General features: G+C 61.1%; 20 protein-coding genes, 1 tRNA gene and 1 pseudogene. 10 read left to right on the forward strand and 12 right to left on the reverse strand.

Going from position 1 to position 23,970, the window contains the following annotated elements; all coding sequences use genetic code 11:
- Positions 1-59 precede the first annotated feature (59 nt).
- The 4 genes from A3AI_RS0125800 to A3AI_RS0125815 form a co-directional block, all read right to left on the reverse strand.
- Positions 60-620 (reverse strand): DUF488 domain-containing protein, encoded by a 561-nt coding sequence (locus A3AI_RS0125800; RefSeq protein ID WP_024518364.1) that lies wholly within the window; start codon positions 618-620, stop codon positions 60-62.
- Positions 621-629: 9 nt separating this feature from the next.
- On the reverse strand, positions 630-845 hold the full coding sequence (locus A3AI_RS0125805) for a hypervirulence associated TUDOR domain-containing protein (RefSeq protein ID WP_024518365.1): 216 nt from the start codon (positions 843-845) through the stop codon (positions 630-632).
- A 126-nt stretch (positions 846-971) separates the two neighbouring features.
- On the reverse strand, positions 972-1,697 hold the full coding sequence (locus tag A3AI_RS0125810) for a nitroreductase (RefSeq protein ID WP_036049565.1): 726 nt from the start codon (positions 1,695-1,697) through the stop codon (positions 972-974).
- On the reverse strand, positions 1,676-2,902 hold the full coding sequence (locus tag A3AI_RS0125815) for an ABC transporter substrate-binding protein (RefSeq protein ID WP_024518367.1): 1,227 nt from the start codon (positions 2,900-2,902) through the stop codon (positions 1,676-1,678). The genes A3AI_RS0125810 and A3AI_RS0125815 overlap by 22 nt, the downstream gene beginning before the upstream one ends.
- Positions 2,903-3,392: 490 nt before the next feature.
- Between A3AI_RS0125815 and A3AI_RS47920 the strand changes: the two genes are divergently transcribed.
- Positions 3,393-3,551: a hypothetical protein gene (locus A3AI_RS47920; protein ID WP_156927944.1), complete on the forward strand. Its 159-nt coding sequence runs from the start codon at positions 3,393-3,395 to the stop codon at positions 3,549-3,551.
- Positions 3,552-4,740: 1,189 nt separating this feature from the next.
- Positions 4,741-4,974 (forward strand): annotated as a pseudogene (locus tag A3AI_RS46420) (DUF3551 domain-containing protein); the annotation flags it as partial.
- Positions 4,975-5,327: 353 nt separating this feature from the next.
- Here A3AI_RS46420 and A3AI_RS0125840 read toward each other — a convergent pair.
- Positions 5,328-5,591: a hypothetical protein gene (locus A3AI_RS0125840; RefSeq protein WP_156927945.1), complete on the reverse strand. Its 264-nt coding sequence runs from the start codon at positions 5,589-5,591 to the stop codon at positions 5,328-5,330.
- A 453-nt stretch (positions 5,592-6,044) separates the two neighbouring features.
- Between A3AI_RS0125840 and A3AI_RS0125845 the strand changes: the two genes are divergently transcribed.
- On the forward strand, positions 6,045-7,094 hold the full coding sequence (locus A3AI_RS0125845; protein ID WP_024518370.1) for a hypothetical protein: 1,050 nt from the start codon (positions 6,045-6,047) through the stop codon (positions 7,092-7,094).
- 203 nt (positions 7,095-7,297) lie between these two features.
- On the opposite strand, the gene A3AI_RS0125850 is transcribed toward A3AI_RS0125845, so the two are convergent.
- A complete protein-coding gene (locus tag A3AI_RS0125850) occupies positions 7,298-8,080 on the reverse strand; it encodes a hypothetical protein (RefSeq protein ID WP_156927946.1) in 783 nt (260 codons plus the stop codon).
- 895 nt (positions 8,081-8,975) lie between these two features.
- On the opposite strand from A3AI_RS0125850, the gene A3AI_RS0125860 reads away from it, so the two are divergent.
- Entirely contained in the window at positions 8,976-12,212 is a 3,237-nt protein-coding gene (locus A3AI_RS0125860; RefSeq protein WP_024518373.1) for an adenylate/guanylate cyclase domain-containing protein, read from the forward strand.
- Positions 12,213-12,673: 461 nt separating this feature from the next.
- Here A3AI_RS0125860 and A3AI_RS0125865 read toward each other — a convergent pair.
- Both A3AI_RS0125865 and cpdR read right to left on the reverse strand, forming a co-directional pair.
- Positions 12,674-12,748 (reverse strand) — tRNA-Val (locus A3AI_RS0125865).
- 117 nt (positions 12,749-12,865) lie between these two features.
- A complete protein-coding gene (gene cpdR, locus A3AI_RS0125870) occupies positions 12,866-13,225 on the reverse strand; it encodes a cell cycle two-component system response regulator CpdR (RefSeq protein ID WP_024518374.1) in 360 nt (119 codons plus the stop codon).
- Positions 13,226-13,515: 290 nt separating this feature from the next.
- On the opposite strand from cpdR, the gene A3AI_RS0125875 reads away from it, so the two are divergent.
- From A3AI_RS0125875 to A3AI_RS0125885, 3 genes are all read left to right on the forward strand, one after another.
- A complete protein-coding gene (locus A3AI_RS0125875; RefSeq protein ID WP_024518375.1) occupies positions 13,516-14,403 on the forward strand; it encodes an N-formylglutamate amidohydrolase in 888 nt (295 codons plus the stop codon).
- 569 nt (positions 14,404-14,972) lie between these two features.
- Positions 14,973-15,755, forward strand: coding sequence for a histidinol-phosphatase (hisN, locus tag A3AI_RS0125880; RefSeq protein ID WP_024518376.1), 783 nt, complete (start codon positions 14,973-14,975; stop codon positions 15,753-15,755).
- Positions 15,756-15,813: 58 nt separating this feature from the next.
- Positions 15,814-16,782, forward strand: a complete 969-nt coding sequence (locus A3AI_RS0125885) for a Bug family tripartite tricarboxylate transporter substrate binding protein (RefSeq protein ID WP_024518377.1) — start codon at positions 15,814-15,816, stop codon at positions 16,780-16,782.
- A 9-nt stretch (positions 16,783-16,791) separates the two neighbouring features.
- Here the strand turns inward: A3AI_RS0125885 and A3AI_RS0125890 are convergent, their stop codons facing one another.
- Positions 16,792-17,682, reverse strand: a complete 891-nt coding sequence (locus A3AI_RS0125890) for a LysR substrate-binding domain-containing protein (protein WP_024518378.1) — start codon at positions 17,680-17,682, stop codon at positions 16,792-16,794.
- 87 nt (positions 17,683-17,769) lie between these two features.
- Between A3AI_RS0125890 and A3AI_RS0125895 the strand changes: the two genes are divergently transcribed.
- Positions 17,770-18,525, forward strand: coding sequence for a sulfite exporter TauE/SafE family protein (locus tag A3AI_RS0125895; RefSeq protein WP_024518379.1), 756 nt, complete (start codon positions 17,770-17,772; stop codon positions 18,523-18,525).
- A gap of 201 nt (positions 18,526-18,726) precedes the next feature.
- Positions 18,727-20,526 carry a tetratricopeptide repeat protein gene (locus A3AI_RS0125900; protein ID WP_024518380.1) on the forward strand — a complete coding sequence of 600 codons (1,800 nt, stop codon included), beginning with the start codon at positions 18,727-18,729 and terminating at the stop codon, positions 20,524-20,526.
- A 13-nt stretch (positions 20,527-20,539) separates the two neighbouring features.
- Here the strand turns inward: A3AI_RS0125900 and A3AI_RS0125905 are convergent, their stop codons facing one another.
- Both A3AI_RS0125905 and A3AI_RS0125910 read right to left on the reverse strand, forming a co-directional pair.
- A complete protein-coding gene (locus A3AI_RS0125905; RefSeq protein WP_024518381.1) occupies positions 20,540-21,184 on the reverse strand; it encodes a LysE family translocator in 645 nt (214 codons plus the stop codon).
- 6 nt (positions 21,185-21,190) lie between these two features.
- On the reverse strand, positions 21,191-22,138 hold the full coding sequence (locus tag A3AI_RS0125910; RefSeq protein ID WP_024518382.1) for an alpha/beta fold hydrolase: 948 nt from the start codon (positions 22,136-22,138) through the stop codon (positions 21,191-21,193).
- A 243-nt stretch (positions 22,139-22,381) separates the two neighbouring features.
- Here A3AI_RS0125910 and A3AI_RS0125915 point away from each other — a divergent pair, with 243 nt between their 5' ends.
- Entirely contained in the window at positions 22,382-22,849 is a 468-nt protein-coding gene (locus A3AI_RS0125915; protein ID WP_024518383.1) for an Hsp20 family protein, read from the forward strand.
- A gap of 149 nt (positions 22,850-22,998) precedes the next feature.
- Here the strand turns inward: A3AI_RS0125915 and A3AI_RS0125920 are convergent, their stop codons facing one another.
- Positions 22,999-23,724, reverse strand: a complete 726-nt coding sequence (locus A3AI_RS0125920; protein ID WP_024518384.1) for a hypothetical protein — start codon at positions 23,722-23,724, stop codon at positions 22,999-23,001.
- Positions 23,725-23,970 lie beyond the last annotated feature (246 nt).

A 23,970-nucleotide genomic window follows, 5' to 3' on the forward strand; every position in this document is an offset into this window, starting at 1 on the left:
TGACTGGGTGAAAGCGTCGCACCCCTAAGTTTACCGGCGCTTTGGGCGGGATGCCGTCCTCAGGGCGCTCGATCGAACAGGTCGCCCTGTCCCGCGGGATAGACCAGTGAGCCGTCGGCCTGCAGTCGTGCCGCCTCGGTCATCGCGGCGGCCTCGATATGGCCTGGGCCGAGCACATGGAGCACGCTGTCGCCGGACGCCAGCAGATAGTCGGTGATGATCCGGCGATGACAGCGCCACCACACCGTCTCCGCACACATGATGGCGCAGGTCTGCGTGTGCCCGCGCTCGCGCAAATGCTTAAGCCCCTCACGAAATACGGCGCTCATGGCGTAGTCGGCATAATTGTGGAAGCTGTCGTTCTGCCAGAACGCGTTGACGGAGAGCGGCACGTTTCGGTCGCGGCTGCGCAGACCGCCAAGCGCGGCGATGTGCTCATAAACGATCCCGGACGGCGCAAGCGATGCCGGCATGACATCGCGGTTATATTGCGGATTGGTGCGCGAGCGCGGCACGGTGCGGACATCGACCAATAGCGTCACCTCGACGCTCTGCAGGAGCTCGATGAACTCCGCAAGTGGTCGGGTGCCGTGGCCGATGGTGTAGAACGGATGCGTCATCGACGGAGCTCAGCGCGACAGATGCCGCAACGCTCGCCCTTTGTGCAGGGCGACATGGTCAGTCTTGTCGCTCTTGATCTCGTATTGCGGCTCGTCCGCGCTCGCATGATGGACATAGCCCTTGTAGTTCAGGTCGCTGGTGTGGACGCGCAGAATCGTACCGCGCACCCGGCCGGCCTCCGAATTCCAGCTCACGTGATCGCCGACCTTGAATGCTTTCGCCATCCGAAACCTCGCAACCCGTCGGAAACAAAAACGGCGTCGGACTATTAAGCGCCCGACGCCCCTCCGGTTGCAAGTGGCTCGCCGCGACCGGGCGTTAGTCGGGAAACCCGCGCGTTTCCGGCTTTTTCATTCGAATCCGACGAACGATGCGAACTCCTCAACCCCGGCTCGCGGCATCAATCGCCCCTCGGGTGCACTCTTCGCGAATCCGATCGAAACCCCGCAGACCACCATTTGCTCTTTTGGTATCGACAGCAGCGGGCGCAAAATCCTGTGGTATTTCGCAAATGTCTCCTGCGGACAGGATTGCAGGCCGCGCCCGGCGGCCGCGAGCATCACGTTCTGCACGAACATGCCGAGATCCAGCCAACTTCCGATCTCGAGCCGCCGGTCGATCGTGACGATCAGCCCAACCGGTGCGCCAAAAAACAAATAGTTCCTGGCCGTCTGGCTGGCTCGTGCCTCCATGTCCTCTTGTGCGATACCAAGCGAGCCGTAGAAGAGGGCTCCGAACTCGCGGCGACGACCGAAATAAGGTTTAGGCAGTTCTGCCGCGTAGTATTTGTATTCGGAAACATGCTCACCGCGGGCTTCGCGGTGCGCTTTCAGGAGAGCCGCCGACACCCTCGTCTTGACCGCTCCGGCCAGTACGTGCACGTGCCACGGCTGAATGTTGGCGCCGCTCGGCGCGAACCGCGCAACGCGCAATATCTCTTCGATCGTGCCTCTCGAAACCGCTCGATCGGAGAAGTCACGACAGGCGAAGCGGCCTGCAATGATGTTGTCGATCGTGTCATGATGGAATCGATCAACCGGATCGGGTGCCGCATTCACTTCTTGAGTAACGGACATTCCCCCTCCTCCATCGGTCGAAATGCTTCATTTCCGGGGATGGTCGCCAGCAGCTTGTAATAGTCGAATTTATATTTTGACTCCTCGGGCGACTTGACCCGGAACAGATACATGTCCCTGACGAGCCGGCCGTCCTCGCGTATCCTGCCGTCACTCGTCATGAAGTCGTTGACCGGCATCTCGCGCATTTTCGCCGCCACGGTCGGCCCGTCGGGCGTACCCGCGGATCCGACCGCCTTGAGGTAGTGCATAACCGCACCATAGGTCCCCGCGTGGATCATGGTCGGGACCTTTTGCGTCTTCTCGATAAAGCGCTTGGCCCAGGCACGCGTATCCTCGTTGAGGTCCCAATAGAATGCAGAACTGAGCAGCAGACCTTGTGCGCTCTGCAGACCGAGGCTGTGGATATCGGCAATGAACACGATCAGCCCGACAAGCTGCTGCTTCCGGGTAATTCCAAACTCGCCTGCCTGCTTGACCGCATTGATGAAATCACCCCCTGCGTTCGCCAGCGCGATGACGTCCGCGTTGGAAGACTGCGCCTGCAGCAGGAACGAGGAAAAATCCGGTGTGTTGGTCGGATGCTTCACCGCGCCGGCCACGCGGCCGCCGGTCGCATCGATGACCTTGCGACTATCCGCCTCCAGTTGGGAGCCGAGGGAATAGTCAGCCGAAACAAAGAACCACTTCTTCGCACCCAGCCGCGAAATTGCCTTCGTCGTTCCTTGCGACAGCGCATAGGTGTCGTAGGTCCAGTGGATACCGGTCGCCGAGCATTCGTCGCCTGTCAGACGAGACGTCGCGGCACCGGTCGCCAGGAAGATTTTCTTCTTCTCGCGCGTGATGGCCTGGACAGCCAAAGCAACCGCCGAGTTGGGCACGTCTAAAATGGCCTGGACATTTTCATGGTCGAGCCACCGCCTGACGATCGCTGATCCTACGTCCGCCTTGTTCTGGTGGTCGGCCACCAAGATCTCGACCTTCCGTCCCAGCACCTCGCCTCCGAAATCATCGACCGCCATCTGTGCTGCGACAACGGAGCCCTGGCCACCATTGTCCGCATACAGCGAGGACATATCGGAGAGAACGCCGAGCTTGATAGGCTCCTGCGCGAGCACCCGTGTCGGGCACAGGACAAAGGCCGCAGCAAAGACGAAGCTGATAGCCCTATGCTGGCCAAGTCCGATCGTCTTCCCGAAGATCATCCGCCACCTCCGCAAACCGGCATTCAATAATGGCCAGACCGTCGTCCGGTGGAAGTGCAAGTATTGCAGCTTTAGAATGAGGGGTATTCAGCCTGCCGTTGGCCAGCCCTTCAGCCACGAGCCTTGCGGATATCCGCGGCACCGCCCGCACCGGCAACGACACGCTTGGCATCGATCGCAGGATCGGCGCCTGTCCGATCCAGGTGCCGTCGATCGAGGTGGGCGCGGCGCCCGCTCGGCGTCGGCAACGCCGGCGTTGCAAATCCTCGCCGCGCGGGTCGTGGTCAGCAAAAGAGTCGCGGGCGGCAAATGAAAGGATGCGGCCCAGTCGAGTACGCGCATCTCCAGGTTGGGCCAAGCGCTGGCAACGCGACCCACACTGCGGCGTGGCTTGACTAGCGCGAAACGACCTTAAGCTGCCTGCTTGAGCGGTTCGTAGACAGTCGGATTATCGGCACAGGCACCGAAGCCGCACTTCAGCAACGAGGAGATGACATTCACCGCCGTCACGGCGATCACCAGCCAAACCGCGGCCTACGCAAAGCCGCCAGCCAAGCCGGCCGGCTTGTGCCGCGCCGTCGTCGAACGGGCGGTCGAACAGCAGGATGGCCGCGAGCAGGACAATGGCCGCGGCGATTGGCGACTGTGATGGCGATGCCCGCTTTACCAGTAGCGCCAGCGCCGCCAGTGGTATCCGTAGTAGTAGGGTCTGTAGTATCCGAAGGCGGAGGCTGCGGGTTCCTGGGTCCACTCCCACGAGCGAGCGAGCCACCAACCTCGATGACGCCAGCCTCCCCAGTATCCCCACCGGACCCGAATCGAACTGTCCGCGACCGCGACCATCGATTTCATGACTGCCACGTTGGTCGGCAATGGTGCCGCATGCAGCGCAGCGACGTTGCTAGCCATCAAGGCTCCGGCGAATGCGCATCCGAAGGCCCATCTCAAGGTATGCATGATGTTGTCCTCCGTCCTCCAGGGGGTCGGATTCGGGCGGCGGACTGCATGGACGCCTGCGAAAAACGAAAGTTTGGCATCCCCCGTCCGACGCCTCGACTTCGGCGCCTGCCAGCCGGCGCCCCGGTCAGGCGGTGTCGGGCGCTGCCTGGCCTTGGCCGAACCAATGGCCCGCCGCGCCCGGCGACCGCGCGAGAGCGCCCGTATCGCGAGTGGGCGCGCTGCGCTAGGTGGAAACGCGGCGAGGTTCGGGTGGTTCCGTGGGTGCGACATTGCGCTCTGGCGCGAGCACCGGCGACGTCCGCATTCCAGGCACGCGGCCACGTCTAGCCGGCCACTGACGCGGCCGCTTAATGCCGCGGCTCTCTCCTGACATAGGGGCCGTAAAGTACATCGCGGCGCCTCTCGACGAGTCTGACCACCAAGCTACCGGCAGCAATCGCGAGGATCGAAAACACAACCAGAATCATCATCGTAAATGCAGTCTGCGGCGCATGCCGCCAGCCCGAGGGGATGGTTTGCGACGAACGCGGGAGAGGGGAGCTCGCAACAAATCGTTGCTGTTAGCGGCTGAAATGTGGGTGTGCTCTGGCGGCAATGCGGCGCTCGCATTGATCGGTGCCTACCGTTGCGCGACGGCGACATATGCGAGTCTGTTCGCTGAGTTACCGACGCAAAGAAGCGCTCAAGCTCGCGGCATTGGTGAGGCCTTGGCGAAGATGGCGAAGAGCTGCGCCGACGGCATCAGCTACGCTGAAAAGGGACGAGGCCCGGGTGGCGGGCTTTTGCTGTTCACGATATCGGGACAAGCCCGCGTAACGAGGAACGCCAAGGCAGGGGCGGCGTTCAGTGTTGCGGAAAACTAGCGAAAGGAGGCCCCCATGCGACGCATTCTCGTCATTACGGCTCTCGCAGTTACTTCCGCTCTCACTCTGACCGCATCAACGTCGCCCGCCTCGGCGGCGCGCTATTGCCTGCAAGGGGCAGGCTGGGGCTATCCCGGCAACTGCCAGTTCAGAACCTTTGCCCAGTGCAGGGCCACCGCTTCCGGCACAAACGCTGGTTGCGGCATCAATCCGCGATATGCGTACAGGTCGGGCGCCAGAACCCAAGGTACGGTCGGCATGGGCGGTGGGCCGTACGGCGGCACTGTGGGCACCCCTTCAGGCGGCTGGTACGGCCCTACAGGTGGCCTGGTCGGTGGCTCGGATAACGGTGTCAACAGGACGACTCGTTAGACATCCGCAAGGAGCGTCGATGGAGCGCATCGCCAAGGCGAAGGAGGCCGGTCCCGCGTCCGCTGACGGGTCGCGGGCCCATGGGGAGACGTTGGCATAGATCGCCCTGTCCTACGGCGTCGACATCTCGATGATCTCGCGCCTTCGACGATCGTTGATGCCATACCTGACGGGCCGCCGGTCGGGCGGCCGTTTCACTGCGGCTCTATGTACCGGCCGGCGTGGCGACCCTACCGCCCGCTGGCAAGACCGGAGTCTTGCTGATTTTTGATATACATCTCGTGGTCGGCGGCGCTCACACCGAAGAAGCTTGGAAACGCACCCGCGACCGGAGCCGGAGCCGCCGGCGCGGCGGCAGCTGGCGCAGCGGCAGCCGGCGCAGCGGCAGCTTGCTTCGCTACATGGCGATGATGAGTAGTCTTATCCGTCGCCGCCAAAGCGGCGGAACTCGCGAGAGTGAGGACAGCAAGACCAACAAGAATGCTTTTGGCCATAGTCGGCTCCTTGAGGCAGCGGCAAAAGAGACGAGACCCGGGTGCGTGATCGGGGAAAACCGGGCCGAGCATTTTCCCTTCCGCCAAGCTCGTTGCTGTTGAGGGCTGAAATGTGGGTGCGCTCTGGCGGCAATGCGGCGCTCGCATTGATCGGTGTCTGCTGTTGCGCGACGGTGACACGATGCGAGTCTATTCGCCGTTCGCCGTCGCAGCTAACAACGAGAGCATCGCAGTAGTCGCGGCCAGCAACGGTCAAAGACTCGTCCGCACGCGATCTTTCGCGAGCACCTCCTGGCATACGCGCTGCGCACGGCTCACGACAATTAATTCGATATGTTGCCATTTGATCACAGCATTCGTCTCCGGCGGGAATAGCCTCTCGTGGGTCGATGCGATTCACGTGGAGGTAGTGGGAATCCGGCCTCGGTCCTACGAACCGCGAGGAGAGAGGAGATGTCAGCGAAATCCTGGTGGAGCGTCGTTTTGACTGGAGCGGCCGCGGTGCTCGGCAGCCTCATCGGAGGTTATTCACCCGCCATCGCGGGCTCCGACAATGACCCAAGAACATATGCGGGAGATTACCAGGGCGGGTCGCTTCCGATCGGGACTTTCATTGCGTTCCAATATGCGAGCTATTCTCGTGCCGATGCCTTCGTTGACCCCACCGGACGCGCGCTGCCGGACTCGCACGCCAATACTTGGGTGGAGTTCACGCGCGTGACCTATTTCGCCGAGTTTGCGAACCGTCCCTTGGTGATCGAGGCGGACTTGCCACTTGCGACATTGACGGACGTGAACATCCCAGGCACTAACAACCAAGTGGCCGGAGGACTGGTGGACCCCGTGGTTCACCTGACCTATTTCTTGATCTCCGACGCGAAGCTGCAGCGCTGGTTCGGCTTCACCAATTTTTTCTGGCTGCCGTGGGGACGCGACTTTGACAACCGCAGTGCGGTCAATGTCTCCACGCCGCGGCAGTTCACCGACACCCCCCAGTTCGGCTACACCGAGGGACTTGGAAAGATTTCGTCAAGTCTGAATGGCTTCTTTTTTGATCTGATCGCCAACGCATCGTTCCATACCGACGGCGACAGTCCTCTCGAGGTGGTCAATCCGCCTGGCGCCCCGCTCTCCGGAGTGCTGACATACGAGACGTTGACGCAACGGCCGTCATACGATGTCAAGGCCTTCCTGCGCTATAATCCGAGCACGTTTCTTTTTGCCGCCGTTGGCATAGAGAAGTCTTGGGGAGGCGAGCAGATAGGCACAAACGGCAGATTTTTCGTCGCCGGACTGCCGGTCGCGATACCTCAACCGAACGTGGCGATCAGCCGGGACGACTTCTTGAGGGGCCATTTCCAATTTCAAATCCCGCTGGCTAAGGATTTTACCATAGCCGGTGACGTGTTTCACGATTTCCAGGCGACCGGCGGGTTCAGGGAGAACATCGGCGTCGAAGTCCGTTTGGCCAAATTCTTCTTCCCCTCGTCGCGCCCGAATTAGAGTGTTTTCGAGCGAAGTGGGGACCGGTTCGCGTGAAGAAAACGCGTCAAAACGAGAATCTAGAGCTCCGGCTCTGATTCAATCAGAACGGGAAATGCTCTAAGTGAACAAGCGCCCATCAGTCGATCCAGGCAACAGCACTCATTAGGGCGAGAAAGAGATCTCGCCCTTTTACAGCGTGCGCAGCGAAAGCAATTTGATTGCTACTGCGGGTCGAGCGGATCCGGAGCAGTCGTCGGCTGCGTCATCAATACGACGTGCAGGTGGTATGCGTCGTCAAATTCCAAGTCGGCGCCAAGCCGCGTCTCGGTGTTAGTTATCACCTTTTGTTGCGTATCCTCGATTGCCTGAAAGGTGATTTTTTTGAAATCCGTGTCTGCAAGAGCCGAGAATATTGCTTGCTTTATTGTCGCGTCATTCTCTGCTCGGAGGTCGTTCTTAAGGTACCAGCGCCAGCGTCTGATCAGCTGTTGATGGCTTCCCACGGCGAAACTCACATAGTCATTGGCAACAGCGGTCGTATTATTGGACAATGTCACATCGAAGGTGCCGCCGGGGCCCGTCGGGGCGGTTACCGTGTTGACCGTAGTGCCACGTAGCATCTTCTTTCTTCCCGTCTTGATCGTGCAACTGACAGCAGAGCCGGCGGCGATAAAGGTTGGACGGGCAGCTATGCCCGCGGGAAGTGTAAACCGAAGCACGTTGGTGCCCCCCGGAAGGACGCTGGTGATCTGCATGGTCGCACTGGGATAAAGTACGTCGTTCCCGCCAACAGGCCACGCTCCTCCGGCATGCTGCTGCTGCGCGATGAAGGCGTCCGATATATCTAACAGGCTGTTTCCAGGTTTCTTGAACGCTTGCAAGAGAGTGTCAGAACCGTTTGTCACAGTTCGCGCAAACGAAAGCCCCGTCGCGCTGTCGTCGAAAGTCGTGTTGAACCACTCTGCAAGTCGCTGCGTGCCCTTAGTGTTAATAAGCCCGCCCATGGTCGCCTCCATCAATCGTTAGGTTTGAAAATCTTTCTTCCAAGTACAGAAGAATCTATTCCGATGAACGACTGTCGTGCGAAATTAATGCGAAAGCCTCTAGCGCGCAGCTTGGCATGTCCAGGCCGAGTGCTCCTGAACGGAAAATAGAGTATCGGCAAACTGGAGACAAATCCGGTTCGTCATCGTCGAATTGGCTCTCCAGCATCCTATGCAATTTCAAGATCTCCCGAGCCGCTCTTAACGTCGCCCCAGATGCCCGTGGCCCCCAAATTCTCGGCATTGCGACGCTGGCGGCCCAATAGTCTGCCTGACCTTGCCAAGTCATCCACGGCATAGCCGGGTCGCGTGGTAGTCCTCCCAAATGGTGCCCCGTCTCGTGCGCCAGCATCAACGCCAGTCCGTATTTTGTGATCGCCGAGTGTCGGACCAAACCTCCATAAACCCGCACGAACTGCACCGACCCAAGCCGCCAAGCCTGGGCATTGATCGTTGGCGACTCCCAAAGCAATTCATAGGTCACTTCGGGAAATGCGCGACGGAATTTCTCGAACAGGTCCGATAACACGCGTCGACGATGTTGCTGAGAACGCCGGCTCGGAAGCACCTCCTCTGTGGGCCAATCCAAGAAGCTCATCAAACAATCATACGGCGAAAAATTCGATACTTCTACTACACATCAAGTGTATATTTGACGCGGACATTGTCGGTCCGGACAACGCGCAAAGGGGCTGACCAAATACTTGGCTGGGATGCCCCAGCTACCGGCTCGTCGAGAGGAAAGCGCCTCTCGAAGGTCGGCAAGCCGTGTTGTTGCAAAGCGGTATGGAATTGATCTGCAAATAAGTTTATAGTTCGACGAGATTTACGGTCCGCTCCCGGTGCAGGGGCCATCATGCAATGTTTGCGTTGCGGTCATCAAAATAAGACCACTAATGATTTTTGCGAAGGCTGCGGGGTCACTCTGGGAATTGAGTGCACCGCCTGTGGGCATCTGAACGGACCGGCGGCACGCTTTTGTGGGCGTTGCAGTGCGGCCCTGAATACAATAGCCGCGGATGTACCCAATCAATCGTGGCAGCAGGTGCTGAAATCGCTGAACACCAAGGGTGGAGAGCGCAAACGACTTACAATTTTGTTTGCGGACGTTCGCAACTCCACCGAGCTTATCGATAGTCTGGGCGATCCCGAAGCTGGAATGAGGCGCCTTCAGCCCGTTCTGGACCTGATGAGAGAGGCCGTCACTCGATACGAGGGCATCGTCAACAAATCCCAAGGCGACGGGGTGATGGCGATCTTTGGCGCTCCACAACCACATGAGGATCATGCCGTCCGCGGCTGCTTGGCGGCCCTTGCAATGCAAGACGGAATAGCCCGCTTGAATGATGCAGATTTGCAGATCCGCGTGGGGGTTCACACGGGCGAAGTCGTCGTTCAAACAATAGAACACGGAATATACCAGACTTACGATGCCGCCGGAGCGAATGTGCATCTTGCCAATCGCCTGGAGCAAATGGCGGACGTCGGATCCATTTTCATTTCGAAAGACACTTACGCCGCTGCCAAGCAATTCGTTGAAGTCGAGCCTCTGGGATCACAAGTCGTCCGGGGGATTGCGGCGCCAGTTGAGATTTTCAAGGTAAGAGGCCTTCTGCATGCGCCCTCAAGCGGCGTTTTTCGAAGCAGAGTTCGGTTAAGCCCTCTCACCGGTCGAACAAGCGAATACGGCGCCCTTCATGAAGAACTCGAAAACACGATCAAGGGTGAAGGTCATATAGTCGGCCTCGTTGGCGAGGCAGGCATTGGCAAGAGTCGCCTTTGCTTTGAATTCGCCGAGAGTTGTCGGGGAAAAGGTATCCGGGTCTTTGAGGCGCGTGTACTGGCTCATGGGCGAGCAACACCCTTTCAGCCCGTGCTGGAATTGATGCGCGATTATTTTGGCCTTCGCTTTAAGCAGGCCGCAGATGTCTCCCGGCGCATCGTCCTTGACCAGTTATCAGCCCTGCCCGTCTCCGAACAGCTCCCGGCCGTGTTGTTAGATTTCTTGGGCCTGTCAGATCCGCACAAGCCAGCAATCAAACTGGATCCGAAAGCGAGAAAAACGCTGCTCCTCGACTTCGTCAGGACTCTGCCGCATTCACCAAGGGAGCCGCTCTCGGTTGTCATTATCGAGGACTTGCATTGGATTGATGCGGCAAGTGAAGAGTTCGTTGAGGCTCTAGCTGACGCAGTCGTAGGAACCACCACACTTCTGGTCGTCAATTTCAGGCCAGGGTTCGGTGCCCCACTGACGCAGCGATCACACTACCGCCAAATCAACATGCGCCCGCTATCGCCTGCGCAATCGGCAACCCTGGTGCAGGATCACGTTGGTACCGACCCCTCACTAGCGTTGCTGAGCAGGAACATTGTCGAGCGGGCGCAGGGAAACCCGTTTTTTCTCGAGGAGCTCATTAATGCGCTGGTGGAGCGTGGTGACTTTGAAGGAGACAGGGGCTCATTCAGACTGAAAGGCGGGATTGATGCAATCCCTCTCCCCTCGACTGTACAGGCTGTCATTGCCGCTCGTATTGACCGTCTGGAAGATAACGCGAAAAAGGTACTGGAGATCGCTTCGATCATTGGCCGCGAAATTTCGCTATTGGTCTTGGATCGAGTAGCGGGCATGGATGAGAACGAGCTGTCGGAAGCGGTCCAACAGCTGAGACAAGCCGAGCTGCTTTACGACGTCCCGCCCTTTGAACAGCGGCTTCTTGCATTTCGTCATCCCCTGATACAAGAGGTTGCATACCGATCACTCCTGCACGAACGTCGTCGCGAGCTGCATTCGAAAGTCGCTCACGCAATCGAGAGTGTCTTTAAGGACCGCGCTGACGAGAGAGCCGCTCTCTTGGCCTATCATTTGGAGCAGGCCGGCGAAAACCTGAAAGCGGCACAACAAAACATGCGCTCTGCCGTTTGGATCGGAACCAACGATCCAAATCAGGCAATGAGAACTTGGAAAAAGATCCGGGAGCTATTGGCCAATCTCCCCTCGTCACAGCCGATAGACTACTTAAAAATGATGGCCGCCGGCCAAATTGTAAATTTTGGTTGGCGGGAAGGAATCTCGGCGGAGGATGCCCGGATCTATTTTGAGGAGGCAAAGCAGCTAGCCGTAGCGTTAGGAGATGTGAGGGCCAATGCGCTGATTCACGCGGCCTATGGAAGAATTTTGGCAAACGGCGGATCGGCGGATGAGTACGTCGAAAAGATCCGCGAAGCGAAGGCAATTGCCGATAGCGGCAGTGATGCAAGCGTACAAATCACACTCAAGGCCGTGCTCTGTCATGCACTTAGAATGTCCGGCTTCATGGCGGAAGCGCTTCAACTGAATATTGAGGCGACAGAGGAGGCGCACAAAATTGCAAAATTCGACAGGCAGATGCTGGGTTTCGATGTCGAGATCTGGCTAACAGTGATGCGCGGCCAAACGCTGGTAATGCTTGGCCGACAAGATGAGGCCCGCCCATTCCTTGATCGCATCATTCAGTTGGAGGACGGCCAAATTGACACTCTCCATCACGTTATCCCAAGCTGGGCCTATGTCGATCTTGCGTGGGTGGAGGGAAACGTCGGACTGGCTCAGGAGCATGCGGAACGAGCCTATCACCTGGCCATAAAAAGCGGGAATCCCTACATGCGAGTTTATGGTCAAGCCTGCCGTGGTCTTTCTCATATCGTAGCAAGAAGAATGACCTCGGCGATCCAGGATTTCTCCGATGCGCTTAACTTCGCTCGATCGCGCAAAGCAGGCCTGGAGGCCGAGCCCAGGATACTCGCCGATCTGGCAAATGCCTACAGACTGAATGGCGACACTAGAACCGCCCTTGCGACGGCTGACGAAGCAATCAAAGTTGCAACCGAGCGTCATGCTCGTATTCCCGAATGCCTTGCACGGATTGTTCGTGCGGATTTGTTGCTCCGATCTCCGACTGGAGATCAGATAGCCGAAGGAAGGGACGAGATAGCCCACTCCAGAGCGCTGATGCGAGAGACTGGGGTCATGCTTTTCAAGCACTTCATCAACGAGCTCGACGTAGACCATGTTAACGCTCGTCAAATTACAAATGATCGAACGGCACTATCCTGAACCAGCTTGCATTTGGAATGACCTGCAGCTTTCTCGTTCAGCTTCGATCTCAGGTTTTCCAGCGGGTTGGTTTTGATTAGCAACTCCCACTTCTGACCGGCAACCTCGAATGCCTTGTGGGTGGGATTGAGCCGACGCTTCAGGGTCGTGGCTTTGACAGTCTTCAGCCGCTCGTCTCGGTATTCAGCAAAATCCTCAGTGCGGAGGTCTGGCAGATCGCCCCTCTCCGCTTGTCGCTCTGCATCTCTCACCCATTCGAGCGCATCCTTACGCAGGAGGTTGACACTCTTAGAGATTGGCCCCTGGGCCCGTCCGACGAATATGGACCTGCCATTTGTCGCCCCGCTTCCGAATTGACGCCATCGTTCCTTCAGCTGCGACCAGGTTGCGGCAAGCCGGGATTTCGGATTTTTCGGAGGGAGACGAGAGCCCGAGAAGCTACGCGCTCTCAATGGCTTGGGTGGTGGGCACGACAGGGATCGAACCTGTGACCCCTACCATGTCAAGGTAGTGCTCTCCCGCTGAGCTACGTGCCCTAGAAGTATTGGATGGGTCGGGGGTCCGTATATCGGCTCAGAGCCGGGCAGGCAAGGACAGTTGCCGGCTAATCCGCGCGATTTTCGACCCCATTTCCCTCGATTCGGCAGCCGGAATCAGGCCGCCAGCATCTTGTTCACTTCACTGACCAGTTCGCGCAGGTGCACCGGCTTGGACAGCACCTTGGCATTCTTGGGCGCCTCCGAATCGGAATTGAGCGCGACGGCCGCGAAACCGGTGATGAACATGATCTTGATATCGGGATCGAGCTCGGAGGCGCGCCGGGCAAGCTCGATGCCGTCCATCTCCGGCATCACGATATCCGTCAACAGCATCTCGAACGGCTCCTCGCGCAGCCTCTGATAGGCCGACATGCCGTTATCATGAGACGAGACCACGAAGCCGGCGTTTTCAAGCGCTTTCACCAGGAAACGCCGCATGTCGTTGTCGTCTTCGGCGAGGAGAATCTTGGGCATGGCGGCCATTGGCTGAGGGACTTCCGGTTCGGCGGATCAATGTACTTACTAAGCCTGACAGACGGTAAATTTCGAGTGAAATTTGCGGCCATCGGCACGACGAGAGCTTACGTCAACCAAACGGAGGATTTGGGCCGTTAAGAGACGTTCCAGCTGCTTGCAAAACTTTTTCACTTGGCAGAACGGCTGTGATTATCGACAATGCCTGCCCATAAAAGCCCGCTTTTCCGGTAGAATCGCTTAACCTTGTGCCGCAAAACGGATCAGAATCGAAGGGACGGCGCCCGCTCATGACCCGGTTTGATGGCGAACTGCCGCCTTCGTTTGAGATCGTCGAGCCCGAACATTGGCGGGCACCGATCATCTTCAATTCCCCGCATTCCGGATCGATGTACCCTGAGGCCTTCCTCAACGCCTCGCGGATCGACCTGCCGACCCTGCGACGTTCCGAAGACTCATTCATGGATGAGCTGATCGACGATCTGAGCGCGCTCGGCTTTCCGGTGGTACGGGTGAATTTCCCCCGCTCTTATGTCGATGTGAACCGCGAGCCTTACGAGCTCGATCCCCGGATGTTTTCCGGGCGACTGCCAAGCTTCGCCAATACCCGCTCCATGCGGGTGGCCGGCGGTCTCGGCACCATTCCGCGGGTGGTCGGCGACGGCCAGGAGATCTATCGCGACCGGCTTTCTGTCGACGAGGCGCTCTCACGCATTGAAACGCTGTACAAGCCCTATCACCGCGCGCTGCGCCGACTTATTGCCAGGGTGCACCAGAGCTTCGGAACGGCGGTGCTGATCGATTGCCATTCCATGCCATCGATCGGCGTGTCGCGGGACGAGCCGCGACGGCCCGACATCGTGATCGGCGACCGCTACGGCACGAGTTGCGCCGCCATCCTGCCCGACATGGTCGAGGACACCATGACGCGGCTTGGCTATTCGGTCGGCCGCAACAAGCCCTATGCGGGCGGCTTCATCACCGAGCATTACGGCAATCCCGCAAGCGGACTGCATGTGGTGCAGCTCGAGCTGAACCGCGCGGTCTATATGGACGAGCGGCGCCGCGAAAAGGGCCCGCGCTTTGCGCAGGTCGCTGCGGACTTCGCCGCGCTCGCCGACGTGCTCGCCAATGTCTCGCTCGGCGACCTCGGCCGGTTCCAGGCCGCGGCGGAATAGCCGGACTTTTCTGGCACCTCTCTCCGCTAGGTCATTCCGGGCGCGCCACAGCGCGACCCCGGAATCTCAAGATTCTGGATTCGGCGCCGCCGCGTACCGCCTCGGAATGACCGTTCGATCAGAGAGTCCGAACAGGCTCAAAAGAAAAAAGGGCCGCTTGCGATGGCAAGCGGCCCAAGTCTAGGGAGGAAACGCCCAAGGAGGGCAGCGATAGCGCAAGCGCTACCGCACCGCAACAATATGCGACCGCGCTGCACAAAGCGCAAGAGTTTTCGGATCATTTTCCATGCAAATTTCGCAAGTCTGGCAGAACTGCAACGGGGCCGTAGCGCTGATTTTATCCTTTTAATTCCAGTTACTTAACGTGAATGTACCGCTCCGCCTGTCGGCCGGTCACAGGAATTCGCGATTTCGTGATCACTTGCGAAAATGCGGAAACCGCGCGCGGAGTGCTCGCGCAGCATTCAAATGCCCCCCGGATAAGTTGCGTCAGGCCGTCGCGTGCGGAGCCGGATTGAGCTACGCAGAAGCGACGATTCCTCGCTCGCCATGAAGTCCAGGAAACTGCCGTGACCGTCATCGATTTCAAAGCCTTCATCGGGCGCTTAGCGACGGCCTCCGGCGAGACCATCCTGCCATTCTTCCGCACCTCGCTGTCGATCGAGGACAAGAGCATCAACCGCGACTTCGATCCCGTCACCGAGGCCGACCGGGCCGCGGAGGCGGTGATGCGGCGGCTGATCAAGGCCAATTTTCCCCAACACGGCATTGTCGGAGAGGAGTTCGGCAATGAGCGCACCGACGCCGACTATGTCTGGGTGCTGGACCCGATCGACGGCACCAAATCCTTCATCGCAGGCTTTCCGATCTGGGGCACATTGATTGCCTTGCTGCACAAGGGCGCGCCGGTGTTCGGGATGATGCACCAGCCCTTCATCGGCGAGCGCTTTTCCGGCGACAATGCTTCCGCCCGTTATCAGGGTCCGTCAGGCGAAAGGCGGCTTGCGGTGCGGCGCTGCGCGTCGGTGAGGGAAGCGACCTGCTACACCACGAGTCCGTTATTGATGAACGAGGCCGACCGCGCGGCCTTTTCCCGCGTCCAGGACGCGGCGCGGCTCGCCCGCTATGGCGGCGACTGCTACTCTTATTGCATGCTGGCGGCCGGCCATCTCGACCTCGTGGTCGAGACGGAGCTGAAGCCCTACGACATCGCCGCCCTGATCCCGATTGTCACCGGCGCTGGCGGCGTGGTCACGACCTGGGACGGCGCGCCCGCCCAGAACGGCGGCCGCATCGTCGCCGCCGGCGATCCCCGCGTGCATGAGGAAGCATTGAAGCTCCTCAACAGCTGAGCTCTTGCTTCCTCACCATGAGGATGACGAGCTAAGCTCCGCGCAAGGGGAGGCTCCAATGAGAACAATCACAAAGTTTGCGCTGACATTGCTGCTGCTAGTGTCGCCCGCCTTGGCGGCGGCCGATGATCTCCCGAAAAAGCCGATCCGGCTGATCGTGCCGTTCCCGCCGGGCGGACCCAACGACATCATCGCCCGGGTGGTCGGACAGCGCGTGTCCGAGATCACAGGCCAGCCGGTCGTGGTCGACAACCGCCCCGGTCAGGGCGGCGTGCTCGGAACTGATGTCGTCGCGAAATCCGCACCCGACGGCACCACGGTCGGCATCGTCAGCGCCGGCGCGCTTGTCATCAGCCCGATCATGGAAAAGGTCGCCTACGACACAGCAAAGGATCTCGCGCCGGTGACGCTGGTCGCGACCGTGCCGGAGATGCTGGTGGTCGCAACTTCGGTGCCCGCGAAAAGCATGAGCGAACTGGTTCAGCTCGCCAAGACGGAGCCCGGCAAGCTCAATTTCGCCTCCTCCGGCCCTGGCAGCCTGCCGCATCTGGCCGGCGAGTTGTTCAAGCTCACCGCAGGTATTGACATCGTCCACGTGCCCTATCGCGGCGCGGCGCCTGCTGTGAACGACCTGCTGGGCCAGCAGGTGCAGATGACATTTCTCGATCTGCCGGTGCTGCTGCCGCAGATCAAGGCTGGCACCCTGCGCCCGATCGCCATCGGCGCGCGCGAGCGTGCCGTCACCGCGCCTGACGTGCCGACCACGGGCGAAGTCGGCCTGCCCGACCTCCTGATCGAGAACTGGTACGGTATGGTCGCGCCCGCGCAGACGCCCGCGCCCATCATCGCCGCGCTGAACCGCATCACCACCCAGGCGATGGCCGACCCGACCGTACAGCAGAAGCTCGCCGAGCAGGGCCTCACCCTCGAGCCCGACACACCCGGGCATTTTCGCGCCTTCATCGAGGCCGAGAGCAAGAAATGGGCGAAGGTGATCATGGACGCCGGCGTGGAAACGGCGAAGTGAATAGCGCACTCAAGCCGCGGCCTTCCGCAAGTGATCCACCAAGAGCTTTGCCGGCCGCGCCAGGCTCTTGAAGTCGCGGGCGCAGATCACGAGCCGGCGGTTGGCCCAGGAATCCCTGATCCGCACCGTCGTGATCGGCATCGTCCGGGCGCAGCGTTTGGCGGCGGCTTCCGGCACCACGGCAACCCCGACGTCGGCGGCGACCATCTGGCAGATGGCGTCGAAATCGCGCAACCGTGCGCGGAAATGCAGGCGCATGCCGAGGCGCGCCGCATGCCGTCCGATATGGACTTGCAGCGCGGTGGCACTGGTCAGCCCGACAAAGGCCTGTTCGCCAGCCTCATGGAAATCGATCTGGCGCCGGCCGGCCAGCGGCGAGCGCTTGGACGTCACCAGCGTCAGCCGGTCCTCGCCGAAGGTGAAGCGCTCGATATTGTCGGGCAGCGCGTGCTCGGCGGCAAAGCCGAGATCAGCGGCGCCGTTGGCGATCGCGGTGGCGATATCGGTGCTTTCGCGCTCCTCCACGTCGACGTTGATATCGGGATGATCGCGCAGGAAAGCCGCGAGCGACCGCGGCAGATGCTCCGAGAGGCCGGACGTATTGGCAAGCAGGTGCACGCTGGCGCGCACGCCTGAGGCAAAGCGGGCGAGATCGCCGCGCATGGCCTCCACATTGTGGATGACGAGGCGGGCATGATCGAGCAGGCTCTCGCCGGCCGCGGTGAGCTCGACGCCGCGGCGGACCCGCTTGAACAGGCTCACGCCGAACGCCTGCTCCAGTCCCTTGATCCGCTCGCTGGCGGAGGCCAGCGCAAGATGCGCGCGGTCGGCGCCGTGGGTGATGCTGCGGGCGTCCGCCACCGCGATGAAAAGCTGCAGATCGACCAGATCAAAACGCATGCGGCTCTCCTTGCCTTCGTTTCATCCGAAGGCTGTCTCCGTAACCTCCAGATTGTGCCGATAGAGCGGATCGGTCAATGTCGCGACATGCTCGAACCCATGCTGTTTCTGATCGCCGCCGTCTTCCTGCTCGCCGGATTCGTCAAGGGCGTGCTCGGCCTTGGGCTGCCCACGGTAGCGATGGGCCTGCTTGTCGTGGCCATGCAGCCGAGCCGGGCGCTCGCCATCGTCATTGCGCCCGCCATCATCACCAATATCTGGCAGACGTTTGGTGGCCCGTATCTGCGCGACATCCTCAGGCGGCTGTGGCCCTTGATGCTGTGCACCGTGATCGGCAGCCTGATGAGCGCAGGCGCGATGAGCGGGCCCTATGCGCGCTACGGTACGATCGCGCTGGGCGCCCTGCTGGTGACCAATGCCGTGATCGGCCTCACCCAGTTTCGCCTGCGCGTGGAACGTCGCAACGAGAAATGGGTCGGCGGCCTCGTTGGTTTCGTCACCGGCGTCATTTCGGCTGCGACAGGCGTGCAGGTCATCCCGTCGGTGCCGTTCATCCAGGCCATTGGCATGGACAAGGACGAATTGGTGCAGGCGCTGGGCGTGTTCTTCACCGTCGCGACACTGGCGCTCTCCGTCAATGTCAGCGCCTCCGGCCTTCTCAACGCTTCCACCGCCATTCACGCGGCGGTCGCGCTCGCCTGCTCCTTCGCCGGCATGTTCTTTGGCCAGATCGTGCGCGCGAGGATGCCGACCGAGGCCTTCCGCCGCTGGTTCCTGATTGGAATGATCCTGCTCGGGATCTATCTGGCCGGCAGCGCAATCTACGAGCTGGCCGCGCCTTAGAATCGTTTTCGGGCGAAATGGACCAGTTGCCGGTACCGCCGGCCTTCGCCCGTAGTTTCGTGTTGCGCAATATCCATTGGTACCAAGGTGCCATACGTTACCGCTTCATCCGGAGGACATCGACGACCAGATGTTTTATGGATGCTGGTGGCAGCCCGCCGAATCATGGGCAGCCGCCGGTCACTGGAGCGCCCAAGGCCCATGGAGAGACGCCTCGCAGCCATCGTTTGCGCCGACGTTGCCGGCTACTCGCGCATGATGGGGGCGGACGAGGCGGGAACGCACGCCACCTTCAAGGCCCATCGCGGTGCCATTCATCCGATCATCCTCAATCACGGCGGCCGCGTCGTCAAAAATACCGGCGACGGCTTCCTGCTGGAGTTTCCGAGCGTCGTCGGGGCGACGGAAGCGTCGATCGCGTTGCAGAGGCTGATGGCGGAGCGCAACAACCATCTGCCCGCAGATCGCGCCATGCGTTTCCGCCTCGGCCTTCATATGGGCGATGTGATCGCCGACGAGGATGAGGTATTCGGCGACGATGTGAACATCGCCGTCCGGCTCGAGCAGGCGGCGCCGCCCGGCGGGATCGCGGTCTCGGCCAAGGCCCATGGCGAGGTCAGCCGGCATCTCGACATCAGCATGGTCAATGCCGGCAACCATCGCTTCAAGAACATCAGCGACGCGATCGAGGTCTGGACATGGGAGCCGACGGGATCGGAGGAGCGGCGCCGGGAGCTTCAGGAGATATCGGCGCTGTCGGCCCAATATCGGCTGGCGATCATCGGCGTTCTCCCGTTTGCCAATCTCAGCGACAGCGCGGACGAATATTTTGCCGATGGGCTGACGGAGGATCTGATCCATGCGCTGTCGCTGCAATCCTTCTATCGCGTGCTGAGCAGGAACTCGACCTTCCCGTTCAAGGGCAAGAATCTCGGCGCGCGCCTGATCGCGCGCGAGATCGACGCCACCTATCTGATCCAGGGCTCGGTTCGCCGCGCCGGCAACAAGATTCGCGTCACCGCCGAGTTGATCGCGCCCGAGACCGGCGCGCAGCTATGGACCGGCCGCTATGACCGGGACATCGGCGAATTGTTCGCGCTGCAGGACGAGATCACGACCAGCCTGTCGGCCGCGATCGCGCCCGAGATTTTCCGCGCGGAAGCGTCCGCGCCGGCCCGATCCTCCGCCGCCGACATCTCCGCCTGGGACTGCTTCCTCCGCGGCCTCTCGCATTATTACCGCCAGACCAAGGCCGACTTCGAAGCCTCGATCGCCTTGTTCAGGGAGGCCATTGCGCTCGATCCTGCGCTCTCGATCGCGCGCGCCTATCTCGCCACCATCATGACGCAGGGCGTGCATTTCGGATGGATCAAGAGCACCCGCGAGTTGTGGGACTCGGTGATGGAGCTTGCGCAAGACAGCGTCCGCCTCGATCCGCGCTCCTCATTCGCCTTCTCGGCTCTGGCCTATCTGCACGCCATGCAAGGGCGCAACGAGGCCGCGCAGGATGCGATCAGGAAGGCCGTCGCGCTGAACCCCTATGACATGGGCGCCCGCGGCGTTCAGGGCATCTGCCATTTGGTCGAAGGCCAGCACCGCGAGGCGATCGAGCTGTTCTCCATGGCGGTCCAGCGCGGCAACAGCGATCCCCGCTATCAATGGCCGGCGCTGCTGGCATTCAGCCATTATCTGCTGGGGCATTATGATGCTGCGCTGTCCTGGGCGCGCGAGGCGCTCTATTCGAATCCCAATCACCTTCAGGTGCTCGCGGTCAGGGCTGCAGCGCAGGCGCAATCCGGGCGTGCCGAGGAGGCAGCAAAGGCCACGGAAGTGTTGCTGAGCAACCATCCCGGCCTGACCGTCGAGCGGCACTTGCGGAATTTCCAGTGGAAGGACCCGGCCGACATCGCCCACTACCGTGAAGGGCTGTTGAAGGCCGGCGTGCCCTTTGCGCGTCTGACGCTGGTCGAATCCAATCCGAAACGCGCGGCGGATTCGTAAACCGCGCGCGCTTTCAGCGTGCCTCCAGCAAGGCGAGGCGTGCACCGAGATAGACGAACATCCCGCCGAGTGCGCGGTTGATCCAGGCCATTGCCTGGCCCGATCGGGCTACGCGGCGCGCGGTCCGCGCGGCAAACGCAGCGATTCCCACGCACCATAGCGTGCCGTTGAAGATGAAGATCGCGCCAAGCAGAAGGAAGGCGAGCGGCTTGTGCGACGAATCCGCCGCCACGAACTGCGGCAGAAAGGCCAGGAAAAACAGCGCCACCTTCGGATTGAGCACATTCGTCAATGCGCCTTGCCAGAACACCCGGCGCAGCGAGATGGTCCCCTCCCCGCTTTGCCTCGTCTCACTTGGCCCAGGGGAACGTTCGCGCGACAGCAGCATCCTGAGGCCGATGAAGCAGAGATAGCCCGCGCCAAGCCATTTCACCGCGGTGAACGCCGCCGAGGAGGCGGCAAGCAGCGCCGAAAGCCCGGCCGCGCAGGCGAAGACATGAACGAGGCAGCCGATGCTGATCCCGATCGCCGCGGCCGAGCCGCCCCGCCAGCCGAGCTGGGCGCTACGCCCGACGATATAGGCCGTATCGGGCCCCGGCGTGATGTTGAGCAGCAGGCCGGAGACGATGAACAGCGGGAGATCATGGATGCCGAGCATGGCGTTTCACCCGAACAGCGGCGTACCCGGTACGAAGGCGTCGAATGCGGCCCAGAACTGCGAGCGGTAGCGGTCCTGCTCCTGCAGGATCTCGTGCTTGGAGCCGGCGATCACCAGATGCGAGCCCGCGCGCAGATGATAGGCGAACTCCTCGATTGCCGCGGTCGACACGATGGTGTCGCTGGAGGCCGCCAGCATCAGGATCGGCTGGCGGATCCGCGAGGGGTAATCATGGGAACGAAACGTCATCATCGCGCGGAAGGCCGCATCGGTCCAGGCGATGGTCGGCGAGGCGATGCCGAGCGTCGGGTCCTCCTCCAGGATCGCGGCATTGCGGGCGTAGCGCACGGGATCGCTGGTCAGGGGATTGTTGATGAATGAATTGGTCCCGGTCAGCCGATCGCTGCCGCCGATAACATAGCTCCCGCCCCGGCCCAGATATCTCAGCGTCCGCACCAGCGTACGCACCGGCAACGAGGTGGTACGGCCCGGCAGGTCGATCATCGGCGCCGAGAGAACGATGCGGTCGAACCAGCGCTTGCCGGCATGCGCAATACGAAGCAGCACCGCGCCGCCCATGGAATGGGCGAGTGCAAAATGCGGCGGCGGGCAGTCCGGCAACACCACCTGCTGTACAAAGGTTTCGGCGTCGACCTCGTAATCGGTGAAATCGCGCACGAAGCCCTTGCGCGGATCGCGCAAGCGCCGCGAGGAATGGCCCTGCCCGCGCCAGTCGATCATCGCAACCGCAAAGCCGCGGTCGCGCAGGTCACGCACGGTCTCGAAATATTTCTCGATCTGCTCGCTGCGCCCGGTGAAAACGCAGACCGTGCCTTTGCGGCCGGCCGGCGGCGCCCAGCGCGCAAAGCGCAGCTCCGCGCCGTCGGGCGTCTTGATGGTGCCGCTGACAACGTCTTCCGGAACGGGATTGGAGGGGATCGAGACCAGCGTCATTTGAGATTGGCTATGGGCGGTTTGCGGGTGGGAGAAGAGTGCAGGAAATCAAGGGTGCGCGGCGCTGCGGGAGGCAAAAAAGGGAGCCGATCGCGCCCCTTGAAGCGAGTTCGAGTCTTCCCATATCACCTTCGTGCAGGCCGCTACCAGTGCTTCGGAACTCCCGAGGCGCCAGGCTGCACAACTAGAGCCCGGCCCGATGGCGGGCGGGTTGAATGCAACAGTCGCTCAATGGAGGACTCCATGCGCACCTACGATCTCACGCCCTTTTACCGTTCCACCGTCGGCTTCGACCGCCTGTTTTCCCTGCTCGACCAGGCAACCGCGGACGGCAGCCCCGGCTATCCACCCTACAATATCGAGCGCACCGGCGATAACGCCTACCGCATCAGTGTCGCGGTCTCCGGCTTTGGCAAGGACGAGCTTTCCATCGTCTCCAAGGAGAACACGCTGACCATCAAGGGCGAGAAAGTCGCGAACGAGAACAACAAGCCCCAGGCCGAAGTGCTGTACCGCGGCATCGCCGCGCGCGCCTTCGAGCGTGTCTTTCAGCTCGCCGATTTCGTGGTGGTGAAGAACGCCTCACTCGAGAATGGGCTGCTCCATGTCGACCTCGTACGCGAGATTCCCGAGGCCAAGAAGCCCCGGCAGATTCCGATCGGTGGCAGCGCACAGTCCGCGCAAGTGACCAACGAGAAGGCAGCCGCCTGATCCGGTGAAATTCAGTTGAATGCGAAACGCCCCGGGAAACCGGGGCGTTTTTTGTGGCCTTGCACTGCGTCACTCCGGGGCGTCGCGCCAGCAACCAACCCGCAATCTCGCAGCCCACAACTTCTGGAATGACGCTCCTTTGGGGCCAGCTACTCTAACCCCTGTACCGCCGGCATGTTCTGGGTTGGCCTGATCGCGGGCGGTGGCGGTTTGACCTCGCCGACCGTGCCGCTCGTGGGCGGCGGCGGCGCGGCTGCGCTCACCTGGGGCGGGGACGTGGCGGCGGCCGTCTGTGCCGGCTTCGGCGCCGGCAATGGAACCGCACGGCTGGCGACATGGGGAATGGGGGCCGGCGGGCGTGGTACGCCGCGCACCGCGATCGGCGGCGGCAGTGCGGCCTGCGCCCCGTAGACGCCGGTCAACTCGGAATCGTGGGTTCTGCCCATCCAATAAGAAGCCGGTGTGAAGCGAATGATTCGCCCATTGCGACCATCGATCAGGAGCCGGCCATCCTCGCCGTCCGGATCCATGGCGGAAATCTCGTAAGCGTAGCCTTGCCGGCGCGGGATTCCGAGCGGCAGGAAGCCGTTGTCGCGCAACACCGCATAGACCTCATGCAACGGCATCAGCGCGGGCTCGTAGCCGTAAGGTGCGCCCCGCGGCGCGTAGTAGGCTGGCGGCGGTGCACCGTAGGGGGGCGGCGGAGCAGCGTAAGGCGGCGGGGCCGGGGGCACGCCGCCATAAGGCTCATCGAAATCAGACACAGCCTGGTAGGGCGACTGTACTGCGCCGTGTGGCGCCAGCATTTGCGCATTGGCCGACCACGCCGCGAGGACCAATCCGGCCGAGACGGCACACCCTGCGAGCAGCTTCATTTACTCTCTTGCTCCACTTGAGCCCCAGTCAGCCCCTAGGGTTGAGGGTCATCGGGGATTTCGGCAGTCCTTTGGCCGGATCGCGGCGCGTTTGCTTCAAATCCGGGGCGCGCCGGAAATGTTGACCTGCGCTCACGTCAGGCGAGCGGCGACTTTCACGCGCTTGTGTGATAGGAAAAAGTTTGGCATGGTCGGTGTTAGGACAGTCTCACTGTCTTAAATTTTGGGGCAATCCCGGCACGGGGA

Origin of the sequence: Bradyrhizobium sp. Tv2a-2, assembly GCF_000472425.1 — a bacterium.
GTDB lineage: Bacteria > Pseudomonadota > Alphaproteobacteria > Rhizobiales > Xanthobacteraceae > Bradyrhizobium.

Coding starts and splice junctions, on each gene's coding strand:
- A3AI_RS0125800 (WP_024518364.1), bottom strand. CDS start 620: ATGACGCATCCGTTCTACACCATCGGCCACGGCACCCGACCACTTGCG.
- A3AI_RS0125805 (WP_024518365.1), bottom strand. CDS start 845: ATGGCGAAAGCATTCAAGGTCGGCGATCACGTGAGCTGGAATTCGGAG.
- A3AI_RS0125810 (WP_036049565.1), bottom strand. CDS start 1,697: ATGTCCGTTACTCAAGAAGTGAATGCGGCACCCGATCCGGTTGATCGA.
- A3AI_RS0125815 (WP_024518367.1), bottom strand. CDS start 2,902: ATGATCTTCGGGAAGACGATCGGACTTGGCCAGCATAGGGCTATCAGC.
- A3AI_RS47920 (WP_156927944.1), top strand. CDS start 3,393: ATGACATTCACCGCCGTCACGGCGATCACCAGCCAAACCGCGGCCTAC.
- A3AI_RS0125840 (WP_156927945.1), bottom strand. CDS start 5,591: ATGGCCAAAAGCATTCTTGTTGGTCTTGCTGTCCTCACTCTCGCGAGT.
- A3AI_RS0125845 (WP_024518370.1), top strand. CDS start 6,045: ATGTCAGCGAAATCCTGGTGGAGCGTCGTTTTGACTGGAGCGGCCGCG.
- A3AI_RS0125850 (WP_156927946.1), bottom strand. CDS start 8,080: ATGGGCGGGCTTATTAACACTAAGGGCACGCAGCGACTTGCAGAGTGG.
- A3AI_RS0125860 (WP_024518373.1), top strand. CDS start 8,976: ATGCAATGTTTGCGTTGCGGTCATCAAAATAAGACCACTAATGATTTT.
- cpdR (WP_024518374.1), bottom strand. CDS start 13,225: ATGCCCAAGATTCTCCTCGCCGAAGACGACAACGACATGCGGCGTTTC.
- A3AI_RS0125875 (WP_024518375.1), top strand. CDS start 13,516: ATGACCCGGTTTGATGGCGAACTGCCGCCTTCGTTTGAGATCGTCGAG.
- A3AI_RS0125885 (WP_024518377.1), top strand. CDS start 15,814: ATGAGAACAATCACAAAGTTTGCGCTGACATTGCTGCTGCTAGTGTCG.
- A3AI_RS0125890 (WP_024518378.1), bottom strand. CDS start 17,682: ATGCGTTTTGATCTGGTCGATCTGCAGCTTTTCATCGCGGTGGCGGAC.
- A3AI_RS0125895 (WP_024518379.1), top strand. CDS start 17,770: ATGCTCGAACCCATGCTGTTTCTGATCGCCGCCGTCTTCCTGCTCGCC.
- A3AI_RS0125900 (WP_024518380.1), top strand. CDS start 18,727: ATGGAGAGACGCCTCGCAGCCATCGTTTGCGCCGACGTTGCCGGCTAC.
- A3AI_RS0125905 (WP_024518381.1), bottom strand. CDS start 21,184: ATGCTCGGCATCCATGATCTCCCGCTGTTCATCGTCTCCGGCCTGCTG.
- A3AI_RS0125910 (WP_024518382.1), bottom strand. CDS start 22,138: ATGACGCTGGTCTCGATCCCCTCCAATCCCGTTCCGGAAGACGTTGTC.
- A3AI_RS0125915 (WP_024518383.1), top strand. CDS start 22,382: ATGCGCACCTACGATCTCACGCCCTTTTACCGTTCCACCGTCGGCTTC.
- A3AI_RS0125920 (WP_024518384.1), bottom strand. CDS start 23,724: ATGAAGCTGCTCGCAGGGTGTGCCGTCTCGGCCGGATTGGTCCTCGCG.